The 19,168-nt window shown below is 67.1% G+C and carries 24 protein-coding genes; 10 read left to right on the plus strand and 14 right to left on the minus strand.

Translation table 11 applies throughout. The features are described from left to right. Positions 1–58 precede the first annotated feature (58 nt). The 4 genes from U1E69_RS14935 to recR all read left to right on the plus strand — a co-directional run bounded on the left by U1E69_RS14935 (position 59) and on the right by recR (position 3,347). Positions 59–1,819 carry a DNA polymerase III subunit gamma/tau gene (locus U1E69_RS14935; protein ID WP_416200290.1) on the plus strand — a complete coding sequence of 587 codons (1,761 nt, stop codon included), beginning with the start codon at positions 59–61 and terminating at the stop codon, positions 1,817–1,819. A 52-nt stretch (positions 1,820–1,871) separates the two neighbouring features. Then, positions 1,872–2,336, plus strand: coding sequence for a GNAT family N-acetyltransferase (locus tag U1E69_RS14940; protein ID WP_322245189.1), 465 nt, complete (start codon positions 1,872–1,874; stop codon positions 2,334–2,336). Positions 2,337–2,403: 67 nt separating this feature from the next. Further along, positions 2,404–2,748 (plus strand): YbaB/EbfC family nucleoid-associated protein, encoded by a 345-nt coding sequence (locus U1E69_RS14945; RefSeq protein ID WP_322245191.1) that lies wholly within the window; start codon positions 2,404–2,406, stop codon positions 2,746–2,748. Next, entirely contained in the window at positions 2,748–3,347 is a 600-nt protein-coding gene (gene recR, locus U1E69_RS14950; protein ID WP_322245193.1) for a recombination mediator RecR, read from the plus strand. The genes U1E69_RS14945 and recR overlap by 1 nt, the downstream gene beginning before the upstream one ends. Before the next feature lie 84 nt (positions 3,348–3,431). Here recR and U1E69_RS14955 read toward each other — a convergent pair whose 3' ends face one another. Genes U1E69_RS14955 through U1E69_RS14970 form a run of 4 tightly spaced genes read right to left on the minus strand, consistent with a single transcriptional unit; the run spans position 3,432 to position 6,464 of the window. After that, positions 3,432–4,088, minus strand: a complete 657-nt coding sequence (locus tag U1E69_RS14955) for an HAD family phosphatase (RefSeq protein ID WP_322245195.1) — start codon at positions 4,086–4,088, stop codon at positions 3,432–3,434. Beyond that, positions 4,085–4,645, minus strand: a complete 561-nt coding sequence (locus U1E69_RS14960; protein WP_322245197.1) for a hypothetical protein — start codon at positions 4,643–4,645, stop codon at positions 4,085–4,087. Before U1E69_RS14960 ends, U1E69_RS14955 begins: the two co-directional genes overlap by 4 nt. After that, positions 4,642–5,202, minus strand: coding sequence for a 16S rRNA (guanine(966)-N(2))-methyltransferase RsmD (gene rsmD / locus U1E69_RS14965; RefSeq protein WP_322245199.1), 561 nt, complete (start codon positions 5,200–5,202; stop codon positions 4,642–4,644). The genes U1E69_RS14960 and rsmD overlap by 4 nt, the downstream gene beginning before the upstream one ends. A gap of 59 nt (positions 5,203–5,261) precedes the next feature. After that, positions 5,262–6,464, minus strand: a complete 1,203-nt coding sequence (locus U1E69_RS14970; RefSeq protein ID WP_322245201.1) for an NAD(P)/FAD-dependent oxidoreductase — start codon at positions 6,462–6,464, stop codon at positions 5,262–5,264. An 88-nt stretch (positions 6,465–6,552) separates the two neighbouring features. On the opposite strand from U1E69_RS14970, the gene U1E69_RS14975 reads away from it, so the two are divergent. Next, the gene (locus U1E69_RS14975) at positions 6,553–7,038 is read left to right on the plus strand and encodes a peroxiredoxin (protein ID WP_322245203.1); all 486 of its coding nucleotides are present in this window, start codon (positions 6,553–6,555) and stop codon (positions 7,036–7,038) included. A gap of 90 nt (positions 7,039–7,128) precedes the next feature. Here U1E69_RS14975 and U1E69_RS14980 read toward each other — a convergent pair whose 3' ends face one another. The 4 genes from U1E69_RS14980 to U1E69_RS14995 all read right to left on the minus strand — a co-directional run bounded on the left by U1E69_RS14980 (position 7,129) and on the right by U1E69_RS14995 (position 11,162). After that, entirely contained in the window at positions 7,129–7,479 is a 351-nt protein-coding gene (locus U1E69_RS14980) for a hypothetical protein (RefSeq protein WP_322245205.1), read from the minus strand. Positions 7,480–7,488: 9 nt separating this feature from the next. Further along, positions 7,489–8,262, minus strand: coding sequence for a DUF6478 family protein (locus U1E69_RS14985; protein WP_322245207.1), 774 nt, complete (start codon positions 8,260–8,262; stop codon positions 7,489–7,491). 6 nt (positions 8,263–8,268) lie between these two features. Beyond that, positions 8,269–10,005 carry a dihydroxy-acid dehydratase gene (ilvD, locus tag U1E69_RS14990; RefSeq protein WP_322245209.1) on the minus strand — a complete coding sequence of 579 codons (1,737 nt, stop codon included), beginning with the start codon at positions 10,003–10,005 and terminating at the stop codon, positions 8,269–8,271. 77 nt (positions 10,006–10,082) lie between these two features. Further along, positions 10,083–11,162 (minus strand): zinc-ribbon domain-containing protein, encoded by a 1,080-nt coding sequence (locus tag U1E69_RS14995; protein WP_322245211.1) that lies wholly within the window; start codon positions 11,160–11,162, stop codon positions 10,083–10,085. 174 nt (positions 11,163–11,336) lie between these two features. Here U1E69_RS14995 and U1E69_RS15000 point away from each other — a divergent pair, with 174 nt between their 5' ends. Genes U1E69_RS15000 through U1E69_RS22635 form a run of 4 tightly spaced genes read left to right on the plus strand, consistent with a single transcriptional unit; the run spans position 11,337 to position 13,874 of the window. After that, a complete protein-coding gene (locus U1E69_RS15000) occupies positions 11,337–12,008 on the plus strand; it encodes a cell division ATP-binding protein FtsE (RefSeq protein ID WP_322245213.1) in 672 nt (223 codons plus the stop codon). Beyond that, positions 12,005–12,901, plus strand: coding sequence for a cell division protein FtsX (locus tag U1E69_RS15005; protein ID WP_322245214.1), 897 nt, complete (start codon positions 12,005–12,007; stop codon positions 12,899–12,901). The genes U1E69_RS15000 and U1E69_RS15005 overlap by 4 nt, the downstream gene beginning before the upstream one ends. Beyond that, entirely contained in the window at positions 12,898–13,623 is a 726-nt protein-coding gene (locus tag U1E69_RS15010) for a lysophospholipid acyltransferase family protein (RefSeq protein ID WP_322245215.1), read from the plus strand. Before U1E69_RS15005 ends, U1E69_RS15010 begins: the two co-directional genes overlap by 4 nt. 56 nt (positions 13,624–13,679) lie before the next feature. Then, positions 13,680–13,874, plus strand: coding sequence for a TfoX/Sxy family protein (locus U1E69_RS22635; RefSeq protein ID WP_416200292.1), 195 nt, complete (start codon positions 13,680–13,682; stop codon positions 13,872–13,874). Positions 13,875–14,225: 351 nt separating this feature from the next. Here U1E69_RS22635 and U1E69_RS15015 read toward each other — a convergent pair whose 3' ends face one another. The 6 genes from U1E69_RS15015 to U1E69_RS15040 form a co-directional block, all read right to left on the minus strand. Continuing rightward, positions 14,226–14,711, minus strand: coding sequence for a hypothetical protein (locus U1E69_RS15015; RefSeq protein ID WP_322245216.1), 486 nt, complete (start codon positions 14,709–14,711; stop codon positions 14,226–14,228). Then, the gene (locus U1E69_RS15020) at positions 14,708–15,022 is read right to left on the minus strand and encodes a multidrug efflux SMR transporter (RefSeq protein WP_322245218.1); all 315 of its coding nucleotides are present in this window, start codon (positions 15,020–15,022) and stop codon (positions 14,708–14,710) included. The genes U1E69_RS15015 and U1E69_RS15020 overlap by 4 nt, the downstream gene beginning before the upstream one ends. Further along, positions 15,019–15,978 (minus strand): acetyl-CoA carboxylase carboxyltransferase subunit alpha, encoded by a 960-nt coding sequence (locus U1E69_RS15025; protein WP_322245219.1) that lies wholly within the window; start codon positions 15,976–15,978, stop codon positions 15,019–15,021. The genes U1E69_RS15020 and U1E69_RS15025 overlap by 4 nt, the downstream gene beginning before the upstream one ends. An 81-nt stretch (positions 15,979–16,059) precedes the next feature. Continuing rightward, complete coding sequence (locus tag U1E69_RS15030) at positions 16,060–16,827, minus strand: FadR/GntR family transcriptional regulator (RefSeq protein ID WP_322245221.1); 768 nt, start codon at positions 16,825–16,827, stop codon at positions 16,060–16,062. Between the two features lie 102 nt (positions 16,828–16,929). After that, complete coding sequence (locus tag U1E69_RS15035; RefSeq protein WP_322245222.1) at positions 16,930–17,586, minus strand: OmpA family protein; 657 nt, start codon at positions 17,584–17,586, stop codon at positions 16,930–16,932. A gap of 118 nt (positions 17,587–17,704) precedes the next feature. After that, on the minus strand, positions 17,705–18,535 hold the full coding sequence (locus U1E69_RS15040; RefSeq protein ID WP_322245223.1) for a methylated-DNA--[protein]-cysteine S-methyltransferase: 831 nt from the start codon (positions 18,533–18,535) through the stop codon (positions 17,705–17,707). A gap of 212 nt (positions 18,536–18,747) precedes the next feature. Here U1E69_RS15040 and U1E69_RS15045 point away from each other — a divergent pair, with 212 nt between their 5' ends. Then, the gene (locus U1E69_RS15045) at positions 18,748–19,122 is read left to right on the plus strand and encodes a DUF4087 domain-containing protein (protein ID WP_322245224.1); all 375 of its coding nucleotides are present in this window, start codon (positions 18,748–18,750) and stop codon (positions 19,120–19,122) included. The last annotated feature ends 46 nt before the right edge of the window (positions 19,123–19,168 follow it).

Here is a 19,168-nt window from a genome sequence, read left to right on the forward strand (position 1 = left end):
TCCCGGTGGACCTTCCGCCCCCCGCGCCCTAATCTCACCCGCAAGTCACGAGGATTCCATGTCCGACGAGAAAGCCTATCAGGTCCTTGCCCGCAAGTACCGCCCGCAGACCTTTGCCGACCTGATCGGGCAAGAGGCGATGGTCCGCACCCTGAAGAACGCCTTCGCGGCGGACCGGATCGCCCATGCCTTCGTGATGACCGGCGTGCGGGGGGTGGGCAAGACCACTACGGCGCGGATCATCGCCAAGGGCCTGAACTGCATCGGCCCCGATGGCACCGGCGGCCCCACCACGGAACCCTGCGGCGTCTGCGAGCCCTGCATCGCCATCGCCGAAGGCCGCCACGTCGACGTGATGGAAATGGACGCCGCCAGCCGCACCGGGGTCGGCGATATCCGCGAGATCATCGACAGCGTGCACTACCGGGCCGCCAGTGCACGCTTCAAGGTCTACATCATCGACGAAGTGCACATGCTGTCCACCGCAGCCTTCAACGCGCTTCTGAAGACGCTGGAGGAACCCCCGGCGCATGTGAAGTTCATCTTCGCCACCACCGAAATCCGCAAGGTCCCGGTGACGGTGTTGTCCCGTTGCCAGCGCTTCGACCTGAAGCGGATCGAACCCGAGGTCATGATGGCGCACCTGTCCAGGGTCGCCGACCTGGAAGGTGCCAAACTGGCGCAGGACGCCTTTGCGCTGATCACCCGCGCCGCCGAAGGCTCGGTCCGCGACGCGATGAGCCTGATGGACCAGGCCATTGCCCACGGAGCCGGGGAAACCTCGGGCGAACAGGTCCGCGCCATGCTGGGTCTGGCAGACCGGGGCCGGACGCTGGACCTGTTCGACCTGATCATGCAGGGCGATGCCGCCACCGCGCTGTCGGAACTGAGCGGGCAATACGCCGACGGGGCCGACCCGATGGCCGTCCTGCGCGACCTGGCCGAGATCACGCACTGGATTTCCGTCATCAAGATCAACCCTTCGGCGGCCGAGGACCCGACGACCCCGCCCGACGAACAGACCCGCGGTCAGGACATGGCCAGCCGTCTGCCGATGCGCGCGCTGACCCGGATGTGGCAAATGCTGCTCAAAGCCATCGAAGAGGTGGCGCTGGCCCCCAACGCGATGATGGCCGCCGAGATGGCCGTCATTCGCCTGACCCACGTCGCCGACCTGCCCGACCCCGAAACGCTGGTGAAGAAACTCTCCGACCAGCCCCGCCCGCCCACTGGCGGCCCAGGTGGAGGCCTGCAAGGCGGGGCACCCGCCGGTGGCAACACCGTCCATTCTGCCCGCATGGCGCCCATGCACTCTGCCCCAACCCGTGGCGCGACGATGACCGCCGCGGCCCCGGCCCTGGCTGAAGGGCAGCTGCAGGTCTACGCCACCTTCGAGTCCGTGGTCGACCTGATCCGCCAGAAACGCGACATGCTGCTTCTGAACGAGATCGAGACCGGTCTCCGCCTTGCCCGCTATGCCCCCGGCCGGATCGAGTTCGAACCGGCCCCCGGCGCGAAACCCGATCTCGCCTCGCGCCTTGGTCAGCGCCTGCAAGGCTGGACCGGCGCACGCTGGGGTGTCTCGGTTGTCTCCTCCGGCGGGCAAGCCACCATCGCCGAAACCCGCACCGCCCAGCTTCAGCAGGTCCGCGCCGAAGCTGGCGAGAATCCGCTGGTCCAGGCCATCCTGACCGCCTTCCCCGGCGCGAAGATCTCCGAGGTCCGCAGCCCGGAAGCCATCACCGCCCAGGCCGCCGAAGCCGCCCTGCCCCAGGCCGACCCCGAGCTTGATGACGACTGGGACCCGTTCGAGGAATGACCGGCGCCCCCGAATATCCTGCGGTTCTCGACGGGAAATCGGTGCCCCTGCAATGACCGTCCGCCGCGCCACGCCCGCAGATGCCGCAACCCTTGCGCGGCTGAACTCCCACGTCCAGTCCTGGCACGCCGCCCACTACCCCGAGGCCTTCTTTCCCGACCCCGATCCCCAGGCCCTGGCGACCTACTTCACCGACCGCCTGTCCGACCCCGCCTGCACCGCCTTCCTGACTGGCGACCCCGCCACGGCGTACGCCCTCTGCCAGCTTCAGACCCGCGAGCCGTCGATCTTTTCCCCCGGATACCGCCGCCTGATGGTCGACCACATCGCCGTCGCCCCCGAGGCCCGCCGCCAGGGCCAGGGCCGCGCGCTTCTTGACGCCGCCCGCGACCTTGCGAAGGCCCTGCAGGCCGACGAGATCATGCTTGACACCTGGGAGGCCAACACCGACGCCCACGCCTTCTTCCGCGCGAACGGCTTCACCCCCCGCCGCATGCTCTTTCGCGCCAAGACGTAACCTTGGGCCCTGACCTTGCACCCCGCCCTTCCAGCCCGTATCTCATAGGAAACAGACGGAGAACGACATGCTGAAAGGTCTGGGCGGGCTTGGCGACATGGCCAAGATGATGAAAGCCGCGACGGAAATGCAGGGCAAGCTGGCCGAGATGCAAGAGGACCTGGCCCGGATCGTCGTGGTGGGCGAAGCCGGGGCTGGCCTTGTGAAAGCCCGCGCCACCGCGAAGGGCGAGGTCACGGGGCTGGACATCGACCCCTCGATCCTGGTCGCGTCCGAGAAAGAGGTCGTCGAGGATCTGATCCTTGCCGCGATCCACGATGCGCAGCTGAAAGCCAAGGCGCGCAGCGAACAGGAAATGTCCCGCCTGGCCGAGGCGATGGGCATCCCGCCCGGCATGAAGCTTCCGTTCTGATGACGAAGGACGAGACCGGCATCGAGGCGCTGATCGAGCTGATGGCCCGGCTTCCTGGCCTGGGGCCAAGGTCCGCCCGCCGCGCCGTGCTTGTCCTGTTGAAGAAACGCGCGCAGCTGATGGCGCCCCTCGCCCAGTCCATGGCCGAAGTGGCACTCGCCGCCAAGGAGTGTCGCACCTGTGGCAACATCTCCACGACCGAGGTCTGCGGCATCTGCAGCAACCCCGCCCGCGCCACGGGCGAGATCTGCGTCGTCGAGGACGTCGCCGACCTCTGGGCGATGGAGCGGGGCCAGGTCTTCAAGGGCCGCTACCATGTGCTTGGCGGCACTCTCTCCGCGCTGGACGCCATCGGCCCGGACGAACTGGGCATCCCCCGCCTCGTCGCCCGCGTGACCGACGAAGCCGCGCGCGAAGTGATTCTGGCGCTCAACGCCACCGTGGACGGCCAGACCACCGCGCATTACATCGCCGACGCCCTTGCCGCGACAGACGCGCAGATCACGACACTGGCGCAAGGTGTCCCTATCGGCGGTGAGCTCGACTACCTCGACGATGGCACCATCGGCGCGGCACTGCGGGCAAGGCGCAAGCTCTGATCCCCGCTCGTCGATGACTTCGTCACTCCTCGCTGCGCGGCGCCCCTTCCGACGAGAAGACGAAGTCGCACGAGGAGGCGTCCGCTAAAGTCCCAACAACCCCGGCAGATCTTCCATCCGGTGAAAGAGCGGCACCCCAAGCGCCGCCACCGATACGGCGGTCGGCGTCCTGGCCCCGTGCGCCGCATAGCCCAGCACCCGCATCCCCGCTGCAAGACCGGCCCGCGCGCCCATCGCGCTGTCCTCGATCACCACGCAAGCCTCGGGCCGCACGCCACAGGCCGCCGCAGCTGCCAGATAGACATCCGGTGCAGGCTTCGGCGCGCCCAGCGCCTGACCTGACAGCACTGCCCGGAACCGCCCCTCGATCCCGTGCTGGCCCAGCGTGATCTTCATCTTCGCCAGCGACCCGTTCGACCCCATCGCATAGGGAACCCCCGCCGCGTCCAGCCGGTCCAGCACCGCCACGACCCCCGGCACCAATGGCACCCCGGCGATCAGCAGATCATTCATCTGACTGTAGAACTGCGCCACCCAGCCATCCGGCAACCGCGCGCCAGCCTCGGTCGCCTGCCGGGCCACCATCTCGACCGTCTGGCCCAGGTAATCCGCCTCGAACGTCTCCAGCGTCAGCAGCAGGCCATGTTCGGCCAGTTCCCTGACGAACAACGCCAGCGTCGGCCCCTCGCTGTCGACGACCACCCCGTCGCAGTCGAACAATACGGCCTCGGGGCGGGTCATTGCGCGCCCAGCTTTTGCTTGCGCCAGAGGGCAATGCGTTCCAGCAGGATCTCGGGCGTGATCCCTGCTGGCAGGTTGGCATGTGGAACCGGGTAGAACTCGGAACGCGATGGCATGATCAAGGTGACATCCTGAACCGCGACCACCTCCGAGACGTTCTCCCGGGTTTGGACGACCGACGGTCCGTGACCATGAAAGGCCAACCCATCTTCACCCAAAACGATCCTCACTTGGCCCTGCCGAGAGGGGGCCTCCGTGATCGCCGCGATAGTGGATTTGAACATCGCGCGGCTCATCAACATCAGCAAAAGAGCAGTCACAACCATGCCCGATGCAAAGCCGACCATCGCAAACTCGGGACCCTCTGCGGGATACCCATTTCCCAGTTGGAACAGCCCAAGGAAACCGATGGTCAACACCAGCCACGCGGCCACAGACGCCAGAATTTGCCAGCCGCGACTGGGTTGATGAAACGCCTGAACCCGTTTCATCAAACTGGGCAAGGGCAGGTCAGCGAACGAGAACGCCACCTCGATCTGATCCTGGATCGCCGTCATCCCACCACCTGCAGCAATGTCACCGCCGTATCGCCATACTTCCTCTGGTCCGCCAATGCGAACCCCTCGGGCACCACTGGGGCCGCCCCTTCTTCCCAGACCACCATCGCCCCCGGCGCAAGCCAGCCGCCCGTCCTAGCCGCGGCCAAGGCGACCTCTCCAAGACCCTTTCCGTATGGCGGGTCCAGGAACACCAGCCCATAGGCAGACCCGGCATTCCGCCCCAGCTTCCGCGCATCCTGCCGGATGACCCGCGTTTCCGCCTCGGCCCGCATCTTGGCGATGTTCGCCCGGATCAACCCCAGCGCCGTCGCGCCGTCATCGACGAACGTCACCTGCGATGCCCCCCGGCTTAACGCCTCCAGCCCCAGGGCACCAGTCCCGGCGAACAGGTCCAGCACCCGAGCGCCCGCCACGGGGTTGCCGTGAGCATTGATCAAGAGGTTGAAGATCGCCTCGCGCACCCGGTCCGAGGTTGGGCGCAGATGCGCCGCAGCGTCGCCCTCGCCCACATCGGCAAGCTTCAGGCCACGTCGGTTGCCGCCAATGATCCGCATTCGGTCTCCGGGAACGCTCCCCTCTCCCGTTCGGGGAGAGGGGTCGGGGGTGAGGGGGGTCAGGCCTTGAGCAGGGTCTTCAGGTCGGGGGTCGCGACGATCACCTCGGGTGCGGGTGACTTGCCCATCTCGATCAGCCGCTTGCCCACCATGTAGGCTCGGCTGTCGTTCATCGCATCGACCGCCAGCAGGGCCGCACCGCGATAGTACCAGAAGCTTGCCACGTCACCCTCGCCCTTGCGGGTGACGATATGGTCATACCCGCTGTTCAGCCCGGCGATCTGCAGCTTCAGGTCATACTGGTCCGACCAGAACCACGGCTTCGCCTCATAGGGCGCGCCCGCCCCCAGAATGTTCGCCGCCACCGCCTCGGCCTGGTCGATGGCATTGCCCACGGATTCCAGCCGGATGCGCCCGCCTTTCCACGGGAAGGACGCACAGTCCCCCGCCGACCAGATCGACGGGTCCGAGGTCCGGCCCTGCTCGTCCGTCGCGATACCGTTGTCGATGGTCACCCCGGCCATTTCGGCCAGCTGCGTGTTCGGCGTGATCCCGACCCCCACGATCACGAAATCTGCCGGAAGCTGGCGCCCGTCGGTCAAAAGCGCGCCTTCGACCCGGTCATCGCCGATCAGCCGGTTCAGCCCCGTCGACTCCAGCACCGTTACGCCATGTGCCTGATGCAGCGCACGGACATAATCCGAGGTTTCGGGCGAGGCGACGCGCTGCAGGATGCGCGGCGCCATTTCCAGCACAGTCACGTCCAGCCCCAGCTTCGAGGCCACCGCCGCCGCCTCAAGCCCGATGTAGCCGCCGCCCACGATGATGACCTTGCGGCCCGCCTGGAACTCGGCCCGCATCGCGTCCACGTCAGCCAAGGTGCGGACCGTATAGACCCCCTCCAGCGCCCCGCCGATCGAAGCCGGCAACCGCCGAGGCGTCGACCCCGTGGTCAGCGCCAGATGGTCATACTCCAGCACCTCGCCGCCCACGGTCACGGTCTTTGCCGCGGGGTCGATCTCAGTGACCGCCTGGCCAAGCCGAAGTTCCACCCCGTTCTCGGCCCAGAATTCCGGCGCGCGCAGCCACAGCCGGTCTTCCTCCATCTCGCCCAGAAGATAGGCCTTTGACAGGGGCGGGCGCTGGTAGGGCGGCGCGGGCTCGTCGCCCAGCATCACGATCTCGCCCTGATGGCCCAAGGCCCGCAGCTTCGCGGCCAATGCAGCGCCCGCCTGCCCGGCCCCGACGATCACCACCCGCATGGCACTTCCCCCTCTGGCATGTTCCGCGCCGGACCCTATAACCCAAGGCGCAACAGGTGCAACGCGCCGCGACCATGAGGAACTGAAAATGACGATTGCCGAAGGTTCGAAACTGCCCGACGCCACCCTCCTGCACATGGGCGACGCCGGGGCCGAGGCGGTGAAACTGTCCGACAAGCTCAAGGGCCGCAAGGTCGTGATCTTCGGGCTTCCGGGGGCCTACACCGGCACCTGCTCGACCGCCCATGTCCCCAGCTTCATCCGCACCGCACAGAAGTTCGCCGAAAAGGGCGTGGACGAGATCATCTGCGTCAGCGTCAACGACCCCTTCGTGATGAAGGCCTGGGGCGAGGCCACGGGCGCCACCGCCGCCGGGATCACCATGCTGGGCGATGCCGATGCCAGCTTTTCCAAGGCCATCGGCCTGACGTTCGACGTGCCGCACCTTGGCTTCTTCGCGCGGTCCAAGCGCTATTCGCTGCTGGCCGAGGACGGCGTGGTGACGAAGTTCAACCCGGAAACCGGCACCGGCTGCGAAATCTCGGCGGGCGAACACCTCTTGTCGCAACTCTGACCCACCGCTCGTCGTCGACGTCGTCGCTCCTCGCAGGGCCCCGCCGTCCGAGGAGGAGACGAAGTCGAACGACGAGGGTTCCCGAAGGACTTATCCCTCGCGCACGTGGCGCTGAAACGCCCGCTTCAAGAGGTCGAGTTCGGCCCGAAGAAGGCTCAGCTCTACCCGGATGTCGCCGTCCAGCGGTTGACCGGCGACCAGCGTTACCGTGGCCAGCGTCTGCCCGCCTGACTGCACCAGGATCGTCTGCAGGCCCTCGTTCAGGACCCAGGCCGGGATCGGCACCCGCAGCGCAAAGCGCCCCGGTTGTCCGGGAACGGGCTGGACCTGCACCCCCTCGACCACCCGGCCGCCATGCAGCGCCTCGATGACCGGAGGCTCGGTCGCTGTCACCAGCGCCTCCCAGACCCCGCCTGAAATCCCGCCCTCTTCAACCTTCATCCTGCACCCTTACAACTCGGCCCTGGGCCTGCGGCTGACCACCAGGTCGCGGATCACGAGGCGGGTCATCGCCGCCTCGTTCAGGATCAGGTCCAGCCAGGCCCTCTCGATCCGCCGGTCGTTCAGGTCGGCATAGGCCAGGTCGAACTCTGCCACCTTGTCGCGGCCTTGCTCCGGCAAAGCGCTGACCGGCTGCGCGACGTTCGGCCCGTTCTTGATGTTCAGCCGGGTGAACGCCTTCAGCGGGTGCTCACTGTCGACGACCATCTCGGCGCGCACCAGATGGCGCGACTTCAGCCCCTCGACGGCTGCCGCTGGCAGGTTGATCGCCAGCGACAGAAAGCTGCCCTTGAAGCCGAAGACATCAATGGCCAGCCCGTAGGGCGCGCGATCCTCGGGCTTGTCGTTGCGGACCTGCCGCACCACGATCTCGCCCAGAGGGCAATCGTGGTAAAGCGCCACACCCTCGCCCAGCGGGGTCCGGTCCGTCGCGGCCACCGCCCCCGGTTCGGCCAGCGCCCCGCGCCAGAGGTCGGGACGCCAGGCCCAGTCAGTGCCCAGCGGCATCTGCGGCAGCCCGGCGGTCAGCGCCGGGACCGCCAGCCGCGCGTCGGCCACCTGCAGCGCCCGGTCCAGCTGCCGCCGCATGCCCCGCGCCTCGGCCCGCAGAGCGCGCAGCTCGAAGCTGTCCACCTCGGGCGCCGCCTCGGCCAGCCGCGCCCACCGCCCTTCGGTCCTGCGCTGATGCCAGACCTCCAGAAACTGTGCGATGCGACCGGCCATCAGCCCTTACTGGTCCATGTAGACGTGGCTTTCGCCCTTGCCGCCCGGATGCGTCACCGCGCCCCAGCGCGCCCCACCGCAAAGCTTGGCGAACTTGTGGACCGCGCCCGAAGTATACTGCGTCTTGCGCGGCCCTTTCCATTCGGCCTTGCGCTTGGCCATTTCTTCGTCCGAGACGTTCACCGACAACTCGCCCGTCAGCGCGTTCAGCGTGATGATGTCGCCGTTCTGCAAAAGGGCAATCGGCCCGCCATGCGCCGCTTCCGGCCCGACGTGACCCACGCAGAAGCCCCGTGTCGCACCACTGAACCGGCCATCGGTGATCAGCGCGACCTTCTTGCCCATGCCCTGACCAGACAGGGCCGCCGTGGTCGACAGCATCTCGCGCATCCCCGGCCCGCCTGCGGGGCCTTCGTTGCGGATGACGATGACCTCGCCTTCCTTGTATTCCCGCGCCTTCACGGCGGCGAAGGCATCCTCTTCGCACTCGAACACCCGCGCCGGGCCGCTGAAGACCTGCTCGGCCTCGCTCATGCCGGCGACCTTCACGATGGCCCCGTCGGGGGCCACGTTGCCCTTCAGGCTGACCACGCCGCCGGTCTTGGTGATCGGGCTGTTGATGTGATAGATCACCCGGCCGTCCGCCTCGCCGCGAATTTCGTCCAGGGACTCGCCCAGCGTCTTGCCGCTGGCGGTGATGCAGTCCAGGTGCAGAAGCCCGGCCTTGGCCAGTTCCTTCATCACCACGGCCACGCCGCCTACCTCGTGCAGGTCCTTGGCGACGTATTTCCCACCCGGCCGCAGGTCGACGAAGTACGGAGTGTCCTTCATGCAGGCCGCCACGTCGAAGAGGTCGAAGTCGATCCCCGCTTCGTGCGCCATCGCCGGCAGGTGCAGCGCCGCGTTGGTCGACCCGCCCGTGCAGCCCACCACCCGCGCCGCATTCTCCAGCGACTTCCGCGTCACGATGTCCCGCGCGCGGATGTTCTTCTCGATCAGGTTCATCACCGCGACGCCCGAAGCCTCGCCATACTGGTCGCGGGACTCGTAGGGGGCCGGGGCCGAAGACGAGTTCAGCAGCGCAAGCCCGATGGCTTCCGAAACGCAAGCCATCGTGTTCGCCGTGTACTGGGCACCGCAAGCACCACTGGAGGGGCAGGCCACCCGCTCCATGATCTCCAGTTCCGCGTCCGAGAGGTTCCCCGCCTGGTGCTTGCCCACCGCTTCGAACATGTCCTGCACGGTGATGTCCTGGCCCTTGTAGCGGCCCGGCAGGATCGACCCGCCATAGATGAAGACCGACGGCACGTTCAGCCGGATCATCGCCATCATCATGCCCGGCAAGCTTTTGTCACACCCGGCAAGGCCCACCAGCGCGTCATAGCAATGCCCGCGCATCGTCAGTTCCACGGTATCCGCAATCGCATCCCGCGACGCCAGCGAGGACCGCATCCCCTCGTGCCCCATCGCGATGCCGTCCGTCACGGTGATCGTCGTGAACTCACGCGGGGTGCCGCCGCCCTTCTTGACGCCGTGCTTGACGATCTGAGCCTGGCGGTTCAGCGCGATGTTGCAGGGGGCCGCTTCGTTCCAGCAGGTCGCCACACCCACCCAGGGCTGGTGGATTTCTTCCTCGGTGATCCCCATCGCGTAGAAATAGCTGCGATGCGGGGCACGCGCCGGACCTTCGGTCACATGGCGGCTGGGAAGCTTCGACTTGTCGAAACGGGCGTTGGTGGACATGACGGCTCCTTGCGGGAAATGGCTTGGCCGCAAGGGATAAAGGCGCGCCCGTCTAGGGGCAAGCCGAATTGGCGGCGTCAGGTGCCGTTGATCGCCACAGTCGCGCTTTGCATCAGCCCGTCAAGCTGCAGGCGCAGGCTGTCCACGAAGCCGACGTAGCTTTTCAGCACCCCGGTCAGCGCCGGAACCGCCTCGGCAATCGCGTCCGCGCTGCCGTAAACCGCCGAGCCCAGGATCGCCACCGTCAGCACCATCAGAAATCCGCTGCGAAAGCTGCTGCGCCCTTCGGTCGCCGCCAGCGTCGTGTCGTCTGCAGGTTCATCGACCACCGCCTCGGACGGGCGCAAGGTCGAATTGATCTCTTCGACATCGGGCAGGCGTGCACGGCGGGCCGCAAGGGTTGCATCCTCATAGACCGGCTGGTGCGGCAGGCTGACCTCTGGGACGGCCTGTTCGATGCCAAGTTCGGTCTGGGTCTCAAGCGGCTTTGCGACTTCGGCCTTGCGGGCCCTGGCCTCACGCTCGGCTTCCTCGCGCAGAATGGCCAGGACGGAATCGTCCACCGCATAAGCTGCCGCGCCCGCAGCGGCGACCGGCTCGACGGGTAGGTCGGCAATCTCAGGCTCTGGATCAGGCAGCGTCTCGGCGACCGCAGCCGGGGCCACGACGTCATCCGCGGCGCGTTCATCCGAAACGGTCTCGACCGCAGCAGGCACTTCGGGATCAGCGGGGGCCGGCTCGGTGTCGTCAGCCGGAACCGGCGCGTCGGCCAAAGGTGCAGGCTCCACCATGCCCACAGCCGCGTCAGGCACTTCCGTCACGTCGACCGGAACGGGATCAGCGGACGCCGGGACCACCGCCTCAGGTTCTGTCACCACCTGCGGCGCCGAGGCCTCGACCGGGGCCTCTGGGGCGGCGGCAGGGGTTGGGACGGGCGCTGCGACGGGCGCTGCGGCAACAGGCGCGGCGACCGGCGCGGCGACCGGCACCGCTGCAGGCGCCGCTGCCACAGGAGCCTCGGCCACAGCGGCACGCGGCCGCATCTGATACCAGGAATGTCCGCAATTGGCGCATTGCACATCGCGCCCGGTCTCCGGGATCGCGTCTTCCGGGACCTCGTACTTGGCCTCACAGTTCGGACAAACCAACCGCATCATCGTCCCTCAAGCCTGTTTTTTCCGGCTGCCGCACTCGTTGTAATCCGTAATTCCAGTCGTTCCAAGGGTTTGTCGCTTACCCTTGTGCAATCGTTTCCCCCTGTGCGATGGAAAGCGCAGTGGCAGCGACCCGGATGCCACTTTTCCGGACGCATCGGGCAGCAGGGGACAACCGTGATCACCTTCGAGAACGTGGCCTACAGCTATGGCGGGGGCGAGCTTCTGTCAGACGTCTCGCTGAAGCTGGCACCGGGGTCCTTCCACTTTCTGACCGGCCCCTCGGGCGCGGGGAAATCCACCTTCCTCAAGCTTGCCTATGCCGAGCTGAAGCCCACCTCGGGCCGCGTCACCCTTTTTGACAACGACGTCACCCGGCTGTCCCGCGACGATGTCGCCCGCACCCGCCGCCGGATCGGCATCGTGCACCAGGACTGCAAGTTCCTGGACCACATGACCCTGGCCGCCAACATGGCGCTTCCGTTTACCGTCTCGGACCGCGAAAGCGACCCGCAGGATCTTGACGATCTTCTCGGCTGGGTCGGCCTTGCCCATCTTGCCAACGCCCTGCCCCCCCAACTCTCGGGCGGAGAACGCCAGCGCGCCGCCCTGGCCCGCGCCGTCATCGTCGACCCCGACGTGATCCTTGCGGACGAACCGACCGGCAACGTGGATTGGGAGATGTCCTTGCGGATCCTGACCCTGCTGGTCGAACTGAACAAGATGGGCAAGACCATCCTGGTCGCCACCCACGACCTGAACCTGATCCGCCAGGCCAAGGCCCAGATCCAGGCCCGCGTCCTGCGCATTGCCAAGCATCGGGTCCAGCTTGCGGGGGCCGACCTGTGAAGTTCCCCAAGCCCAAGCCCGCTTCGCCCGCCACCCGCGCGCTGGAGGTCGTCCCCCCCTCCGGTCCGACCGCCTGGCTGACGACCTTCACGGCGGGGGCGATGACCTTCCTCTGCGTCTTCGCGCTGGCCCTCTCGCTTGCCTCCGGCCGCCTCGCCACCCGCTGGTCCGAGGCCCTGGCCAAGACCGCCACCATCCGCCTCTCGGCCCCGGCCGAGCAGGTCCAGATCCAGACCGACGCGATCCTGGCCACCCTTGCCACCACCCCCGGCATCGCCAGCTACCGCCTGATCGACGACGACGAGACGCGCACCCTTCTGGAACCCTGGTTCGGCCCCGGCCTGCCGATCGAGGCCCTCCCGATCCCCCGCCTGATCGAGGTTGTGGAAGCCGACCCGCCCTACGATTCGGAAGGCCTGCGCCAGCGCCTGACCGCCGAGGCCCCGGGCGCGATTCTGGACGATCACACCCGCTGGCGCCGCCCCCTGGCCGAGGCCGCCAGCCGCATCCGCCTGCTTGGCGTCCTCTCCATCGCGCTGATCGGGGCCACGATGGCCGCGATGATCACGCTTGCGGCCCGGGCCGCGCTTGCAACCAACGCGCAAGAGATCCGTGTCCTCCGCCTGATCGGCGCCCGGGACACCTACATCGCCCGCGCCTTCGTGCGCCGCTTCACCCTGCGCACCCTGGGCGGGGCCGCCATCGGGGCGGCGGCGGGCCTTGCCGGTGTTGCGGCCCTTCCCGCAGCCGACGCCGCCGGGGGCTTTCTGACCGGCCTTGGCTTCACCGGCTGGGGCTGGCTCTGGCCCTTGGCGCTACCGCCCCTGGCCGCTATCGTGGCCTTCCTCGCCACCCGCCGCGCCGCCTTCCAGAAGCTGAGAGAGCTGACATGACCCCGATCCGCTGGCTCCTGTCGCTGGTCTTCATCGTCCAGATGTACCTGGCAATGGCCGTCATCGCCCTGGCCTTCGCCCCCTGGGCGCTCTTCTCCCGCACCGGGGCGCGCGCGGCCTGCAAGACCTACTGCCGTTGGGTGATCTTCACGCTCCGCCTCCTCTGCGGCACCCGCTGCGAGGTTCGGGGCACGCCCCCCACCGGCGAGGCCGTCATCGCGGCCAAGCACCAAAGCTTCCTCGACATCATCCTGATCTTCAACGCCGTCCCCACCGGCAAGTTCATCATGAAGCGCGAGCTGATCTTCACCCCGTTCCTGGGCCAGTACGCGCTGAAGATCGGCTGCGTTCCGGTGAACCGCGGCAAGCGCGGGGCCGCCATCACCAAGATGAAGGCCGACGTCGCCGCCGGGGCCGCCGAGCCGGGCCAGCTGATCATCTACCCGCAGGGCACCCGCGTGGCCCCTGGCGACGCAAAGCCCTACAAGGTCGGCACCGGCCTGCTTTACGAACAGCTGGGACAACCCTGTGTGCCCGTCGCGACCAACGTGGGCCTGTTCTGGCCCAAGCGCGGCCTCCTGCGCAAACCCGGCCTTGCCGTGGTCGAATTCCTCGACCCCATCGCGCCCGGCCTCAAGGTGCAAGAGTTCATGGCCCGCCTGGAAACTCAGGTCGAAACCCATTCCAACCGCCTGATGCGCGATGCGGGTTTCCGCGCCTGACGACCACCCGGTCCGAAACCATCGAGCATCTCCTCGACGCCCTCGCCCCCCTGCCGCTGACCTCCCGCAAGATGTTCGGAGAATACACGCTTTACCTCGGCGGAAAGGTCGTGGCCATGGTCTGCAACGACCAGCTTTACCTCGAACCTGCGCGACGTCCGCCCTGCCCGATTGTCCGCTGGGCGCACCCTACCCCGGTGCGAAGCCGCACCTCCCGGCCACCGACGCGCTCGACGATCCGGTACCGGTGACTTCCGCCCTGAAGGCCATGGCCGCCGACCTCGCCGCTCCCAAGCCCAAGCGGAAGCCGAGACCCAAGTCTCCGTTCACATTTGCACAAATATCCCACGGGGGTCTGGGGGTGTGAAACCCCCAGCGGCCAGCCAGGCGGACGAACGAAAAGGACTGGAACACCACTCTCGGCAGACGATGGGGTGAAACCGCTCTTCGAGGACTTCGACCCTCATCGCTCCCCGCGCGCACCTCGCGAGGAGAAGCCGAAGGCGCACGACGAGCCGCAGGAAAGGCGCCAAAAGATCCTGAACGCTCGCAGCCAACCTCTTGATATCGTGACCCCGAAACCCTGCCCATCCGCGGGCAGCTCAGCTCAGCGGACAGTCCGCCACTTCCAGATCCAGCGCCAGAGTCGCCTCCGGCCCATAGCCCAGCCCCGAGACGTTGATATACAAGGCCCCGGTCTCGGCCCAGACATCGGTGACCTTCATCGTCGTCCCCGCCGGATCGACCGAGACAGCAGCGAAGAGGGCGCAGTCCGTCTCGAACCGCAGGACATAGCCGTTGAACTTGGCATCAAAGAACCGCCCGATCCCTTTGGGATAGCTCAGCTCGATCCGCGTCGGGCCGATCTCGACCGCCACCGGCACGACGTCCAGCCCGCCTGTGAAACCCTCGGGCCCCAGACCGAATTCGGTCCCTTGCCCGACGGTCACGGTCCGCCCCCGCGCCACCAGAAGCGGGGCCTCCCGGTCGTTCCAGGTCTCGACCGTAAAGGTCACCAGCCGGCCCTCCAGCGTGCCGCCCGCGACCGGGGCCGCCAGCAGCGCGCAGAGGACCAGCCCGCGGATCATGCGAACTTCAGCGCGGCAATCCCGGCAAGGATCAGCAGCACCCCGGTCACACGCATCAGGTTGACAGGTTCGTTGAACAGGAACACCGCCGCGATGGCGGTCCCGACGGCCCCGATCCCGACCCAGACCGCATAGGCCGTCCCGACCGGCAGCGTCTTCATCGCCACGGACAGCAGGTAGAACGACCCCAGGGCCAGCACGATGGTCACCACCGAGGGCACCAGCTTCGTGAAGCCCTCGGAATACTTCAGCCCCAGCGCCCAGCCGGTCTCCATCAGCCCCGCAATCGCGACGATCACCCAGGGGTTCACGCCGCCAACCCTTTTGCGCCCATGTCGATGAACTTCTGCCGCCGGTCCTTGACCAAAGCCTCGGGCTTCTTGCCGATCAGATCGCCCAGCATCGCCTCGATCGCCTTGCCCACGGCATCCACCGCCTCTTTGGGGGACCGCTGCGCGCCGCCCAGCGGTTCCTTCACGATACGCTCGATGATCCCCAGCTTTTGCAGGTCCTGCGCGGTCAGCCGCAAAGCCTCGGCGGCCTCACGCATCTTTTCGGCATCCTTCCACAGGATGGACGCACAGCCCTCGGGCGAGATCACCGAATAGACCGAATGCTCCAGCATCGCGACGCGGTTTGCCGTCGCAAAGGCCACTGCCCCACCCGAGCCGCCCTCGCCGATCACCACACTGATCAGCGGCACCCCGATGGACAGACACTTCTCGGTCGACCGCGCGATGGCCTCGGCCTGCCCGCGTTCCTCGGCGCCCTTGCCGGGATAGGCGCCCGCCGTGTCGATCAGCGTGATCACCGGGATGCGGAAGCGGTCGGCCAGGTCCATCAGGCGGATGGCCTTGCGATACCCCTCGGGCCGGGCCATGCCAAAGTTCCGCTGGATGCGGGACTTGGTGTCGTTGCCCTTTTCGTGGCCGATTACCATCACCGGCTGGTCGTTGAACCGCGCCAGCCCCCCGACCACCGCGTGATCGTCGGCAAAGGCCCGGTCGCCTGCCAGACTGGTGAACTCGGTGAACAGGGTGTCGATGTATTCCTGGCAATGCGGCCGGTCGGGATGCCGGGCGACCTGGCACTTCTGCCAGGCGGTCAGGTTCTTGTAGAGATCGCGCAGCGCCGCATCGGCTTTGCGATCCAGCGCCTCGGCCTCTTTCGACACGTCCATGCCTGGGCTGGTCTTGGCCATCGCGCGAAGCTCTTCCGCCTTGCCTTCGATGTCGGCGAGGGGCTTTTCGAAGTCGAGGTACTGCATGGCGCTTCCTTTTCGGGACCGCCTCTATATGCCCGCGGGCAAGGGCTGATGCAACTCGGCAAGCGGGCCTTGGGCGGCAGGCTAGCGACTTGCCTCCTGCTCCAGCCGCTGGCGCGCGATGGATTCGTGCTTTTCGGCGCGCATCTGGTCGTGGAACGCCTGCTCCACATAGGCCATGTGGGCCCCCACCGCTGCCCGCGCAGCATCAGGATCGCGGGCCTGGATCGCCGCGTTGATCGCCCGGTGCTGGTCCAGCAGCTGGTCGCGGGTGATGCGGTTCTTGAACATCATCTGCCGATTGTAGAACACGCCCTGCCGCAGAAGATCGAACATCGACCGCAGCATGTGCAGCATGATGACGTTGTGGCTGGCCTCGATGATCGCCATGTGGAATTCCGCGTCCAGCCGCGCCTCGTCCGAGGGGTCGCGTTTCAGGTGCGCGGCTTCCATCTTGCGGCAGATCGTGTCGATCAGCTTCAGGTCGGTCTCGGACCCGAAAACCGCCGCACGCTCGGCCGCCAACCCCTCCATGTCGCGGCGAAAGCTGATGTAGTCGAAGACCGCCTCGTCATGGGTCGAGAAAAGCTGTGTCAGCGCGGGAGAAAACGCCGAGCCCAGCACCTCGGCCACGAAGATGCCCGACCCCGCCCGGCTGACCAGCAGCCCACGATCGGCCAGGTCGGCGATGGCATCGCGCAGGGACGGGCGCGAGACGCCCAGCTTGTCGGCCAGCTCACGTTCCGACGGCAGACGTTCACCGGGACGCAGGATGCCACGCAGGATCAACTGCTCGATCTGGCGGACCACCGAATTCGACAGCTTCTCGGGCGTGACTTTCAGGAATGGCATGGCGGACCCTGGCTATTGGTTCGGAAATATGACCGATTCAGCCAGAATCTCAATGAAAAAGGGGCCAGCCGAAGCTGACCCCTTGTGGTTCCTGTATGGTGCTTAGCGCGTCGGGCGGATGATGATCTCGACCCGGCGGTTCTGGGCACGGCCTTCCGGCGTCAGGTTCGACGCGACGGGCTGATCCTCGCCCCGGCCAAAGGCTGCGACACGGGCACCCGGCACGCCGCTTTCGCGCAGGACGCTGGCCACCGACACGGCGCGGCGCTGGGACAGGTCCTGGTTGTAGGCCGCGCTGCCGGTGTTGTCGGTGTGGCCGATCACCTCGATCCGGCTGTTCGGGTAGCGCAGCAGGCTGGCCGCCACGGTGTTCAGGTCGGCGCGCAGGTCCGGACGGACCGAGGCGCTGTCGGTCGCGAACAGCAGGTCCTGCGGCATGTTCACGATCAGGTATTCGCCGGTGTTGGTGACCGAAATGTTCGAGTTCAGCGAGCCGCGCAGTTCAGCTGCCTGACGGTCAAGGTCGGCGCCGATGATGGCACCGGTTCCGGCGCCCAGCGCGCCACCGATGATCGCGCCTTTCAGCTCGTCGCCGTCACCGGCCACGGCCACGCCGGCCACGGCACCGGTCAGTCCGCCGATGATCGCGCCCTGGCGCTGACGCGCATTCGGATCGTCCGGAAAGGCGTTGGGATCGACGCAGGCAGTCAGGGACAACGTGCCGGCCACAGCCAGGATCAGGGGGGTCTTCATCATCATGTTTGCTCTCGCCTCGATAGTTCGCCCGTTGGTGGGCCTGTGCTCAGACCCGTGCCACAATACACCAACGGCGTCGAGAGGCTGCCGGTTCCCATGCGCTTCGGCAGGGTTCCGCGCATCACAAATCTGTGCGGGCGGCCTCCCAGGCCAGCATCGCGCGCTTGCGGGGCAGGCCCCAGTGATAGCCGCCAAGCCCCCCGTCCCGCCGCAGGGCCCGGTGGCAGGGGATCAGAAAGCTGATTGGGTTGCGCCCGACCGCCGTCCCCACCGCCCGGTGCGCCTGCGGATGACCGATGGCCCCCGCGATGTCGGCATAGGTGGTGACATGGCCCGAGGGGATCGCCAGCAAGGCCTCCCAGACCTTGATCTGGAATGGAGCGCCGATCAGGTGCATTTCCGTCGCCTTCCCGGCAAACGCCGCTTCGACCATCGGGCGCAGGGCGGTGGGGTCCTCGACATAGGTCGCCTTCGGCCAGCGCCGCATCAGGTCTTCCAGTGCCGCCTCGGCCCCCACTTCGTCGGCAAATCCCATGCCGCAGATGCCCTTGACGGTCGCCATGACCAGCGCCGGGCCGAAAGGGCTGTCGAACCAGCCCCAGCGGATTTCCAGCCCCGCGCCGCCCCGGGCATAGTCGCCCGGCGACATCGCCTCCCAGGTCAGGAAGAGGTCGTGCAGGCGGCTCGCGCCCGACAGGCCCGTCTCCAGCGCCGTGCCCAGCATCGTGTGCCGGTCCGCCAGCAGCCTGCGCGCATGACCAAGGGTCAGGTATTGCTGATAGCGTTTCGGGCTGACGCCGACCCATTGGCTGAAGACCCGCTGAAAATGCGCCGGGCTCATCTGCATCTTCGCTGCAAGGTCCTCCAGCGTCAGCGCGGGGCCGGTCGCGTCGATCACCTTCAGCGCGCGGGCGATCACCTGGTAATGGTAGGCGGGGGATTGGTCGGTCATGGTGATATCCTCGGGGTGGCTCGTCGATGACTTCGTCACTCCTCGCGACGTTCGCCCTCGCGAGGAGAAGACGAAGTCGAACGACGAGCTTTCGCAAGGTTTATCCGCACCACTCGCACAGGGCGACCCGCTTCCTGCGCATCCGGTTTTCCCGCCTTGAGCCAATGGGTGGCGCTGTGGTCAGTGGCACCATCCGACGCATGAGGTTCCCGATGCTCCGTCCGTTCCTGGTGACTGCCAGCCTTCTGGCCGCGCTTCCCGCCCAGGCCGAAACCCGTTGTGGCTGGTACCACAACCCCACGCCCGCCAATGTGATCCTGGAGGATGCCGACGGCCAATGGTGGCTTTCCATGCAAGGCCGCGCCCCCGTCCCGGGGTTCGAGGATGCCTATACGACCGCGTTCGATGACCGGCTGCGCATCGACTATGCCGGCCAAGTCACCCAGCGCTATGGCTACAGCTGTGCCTGCGCCGAGGGGGAATTCGACGCCAGCCGCGGCCAGTACGACACTGTCCTGTCGGTCTCGCGCCTGACCGAAATCCCGCTGTCGCGCTGCGAGCAGGACCCGGCCTTGCCCGCCCCCTGACCGCAAGCCCGTTGCGTCACGGCACCCCGGCTGGCAAAAGGGCGCC

Source organism: Tabrizicola sp., assembly GCF_034366665.1.
GTDB lineage: Bacteria > Pseudomonadota > Alphaproteobacteria > Rhodobacterales > Rhodobacteraceae > Tabrizicola.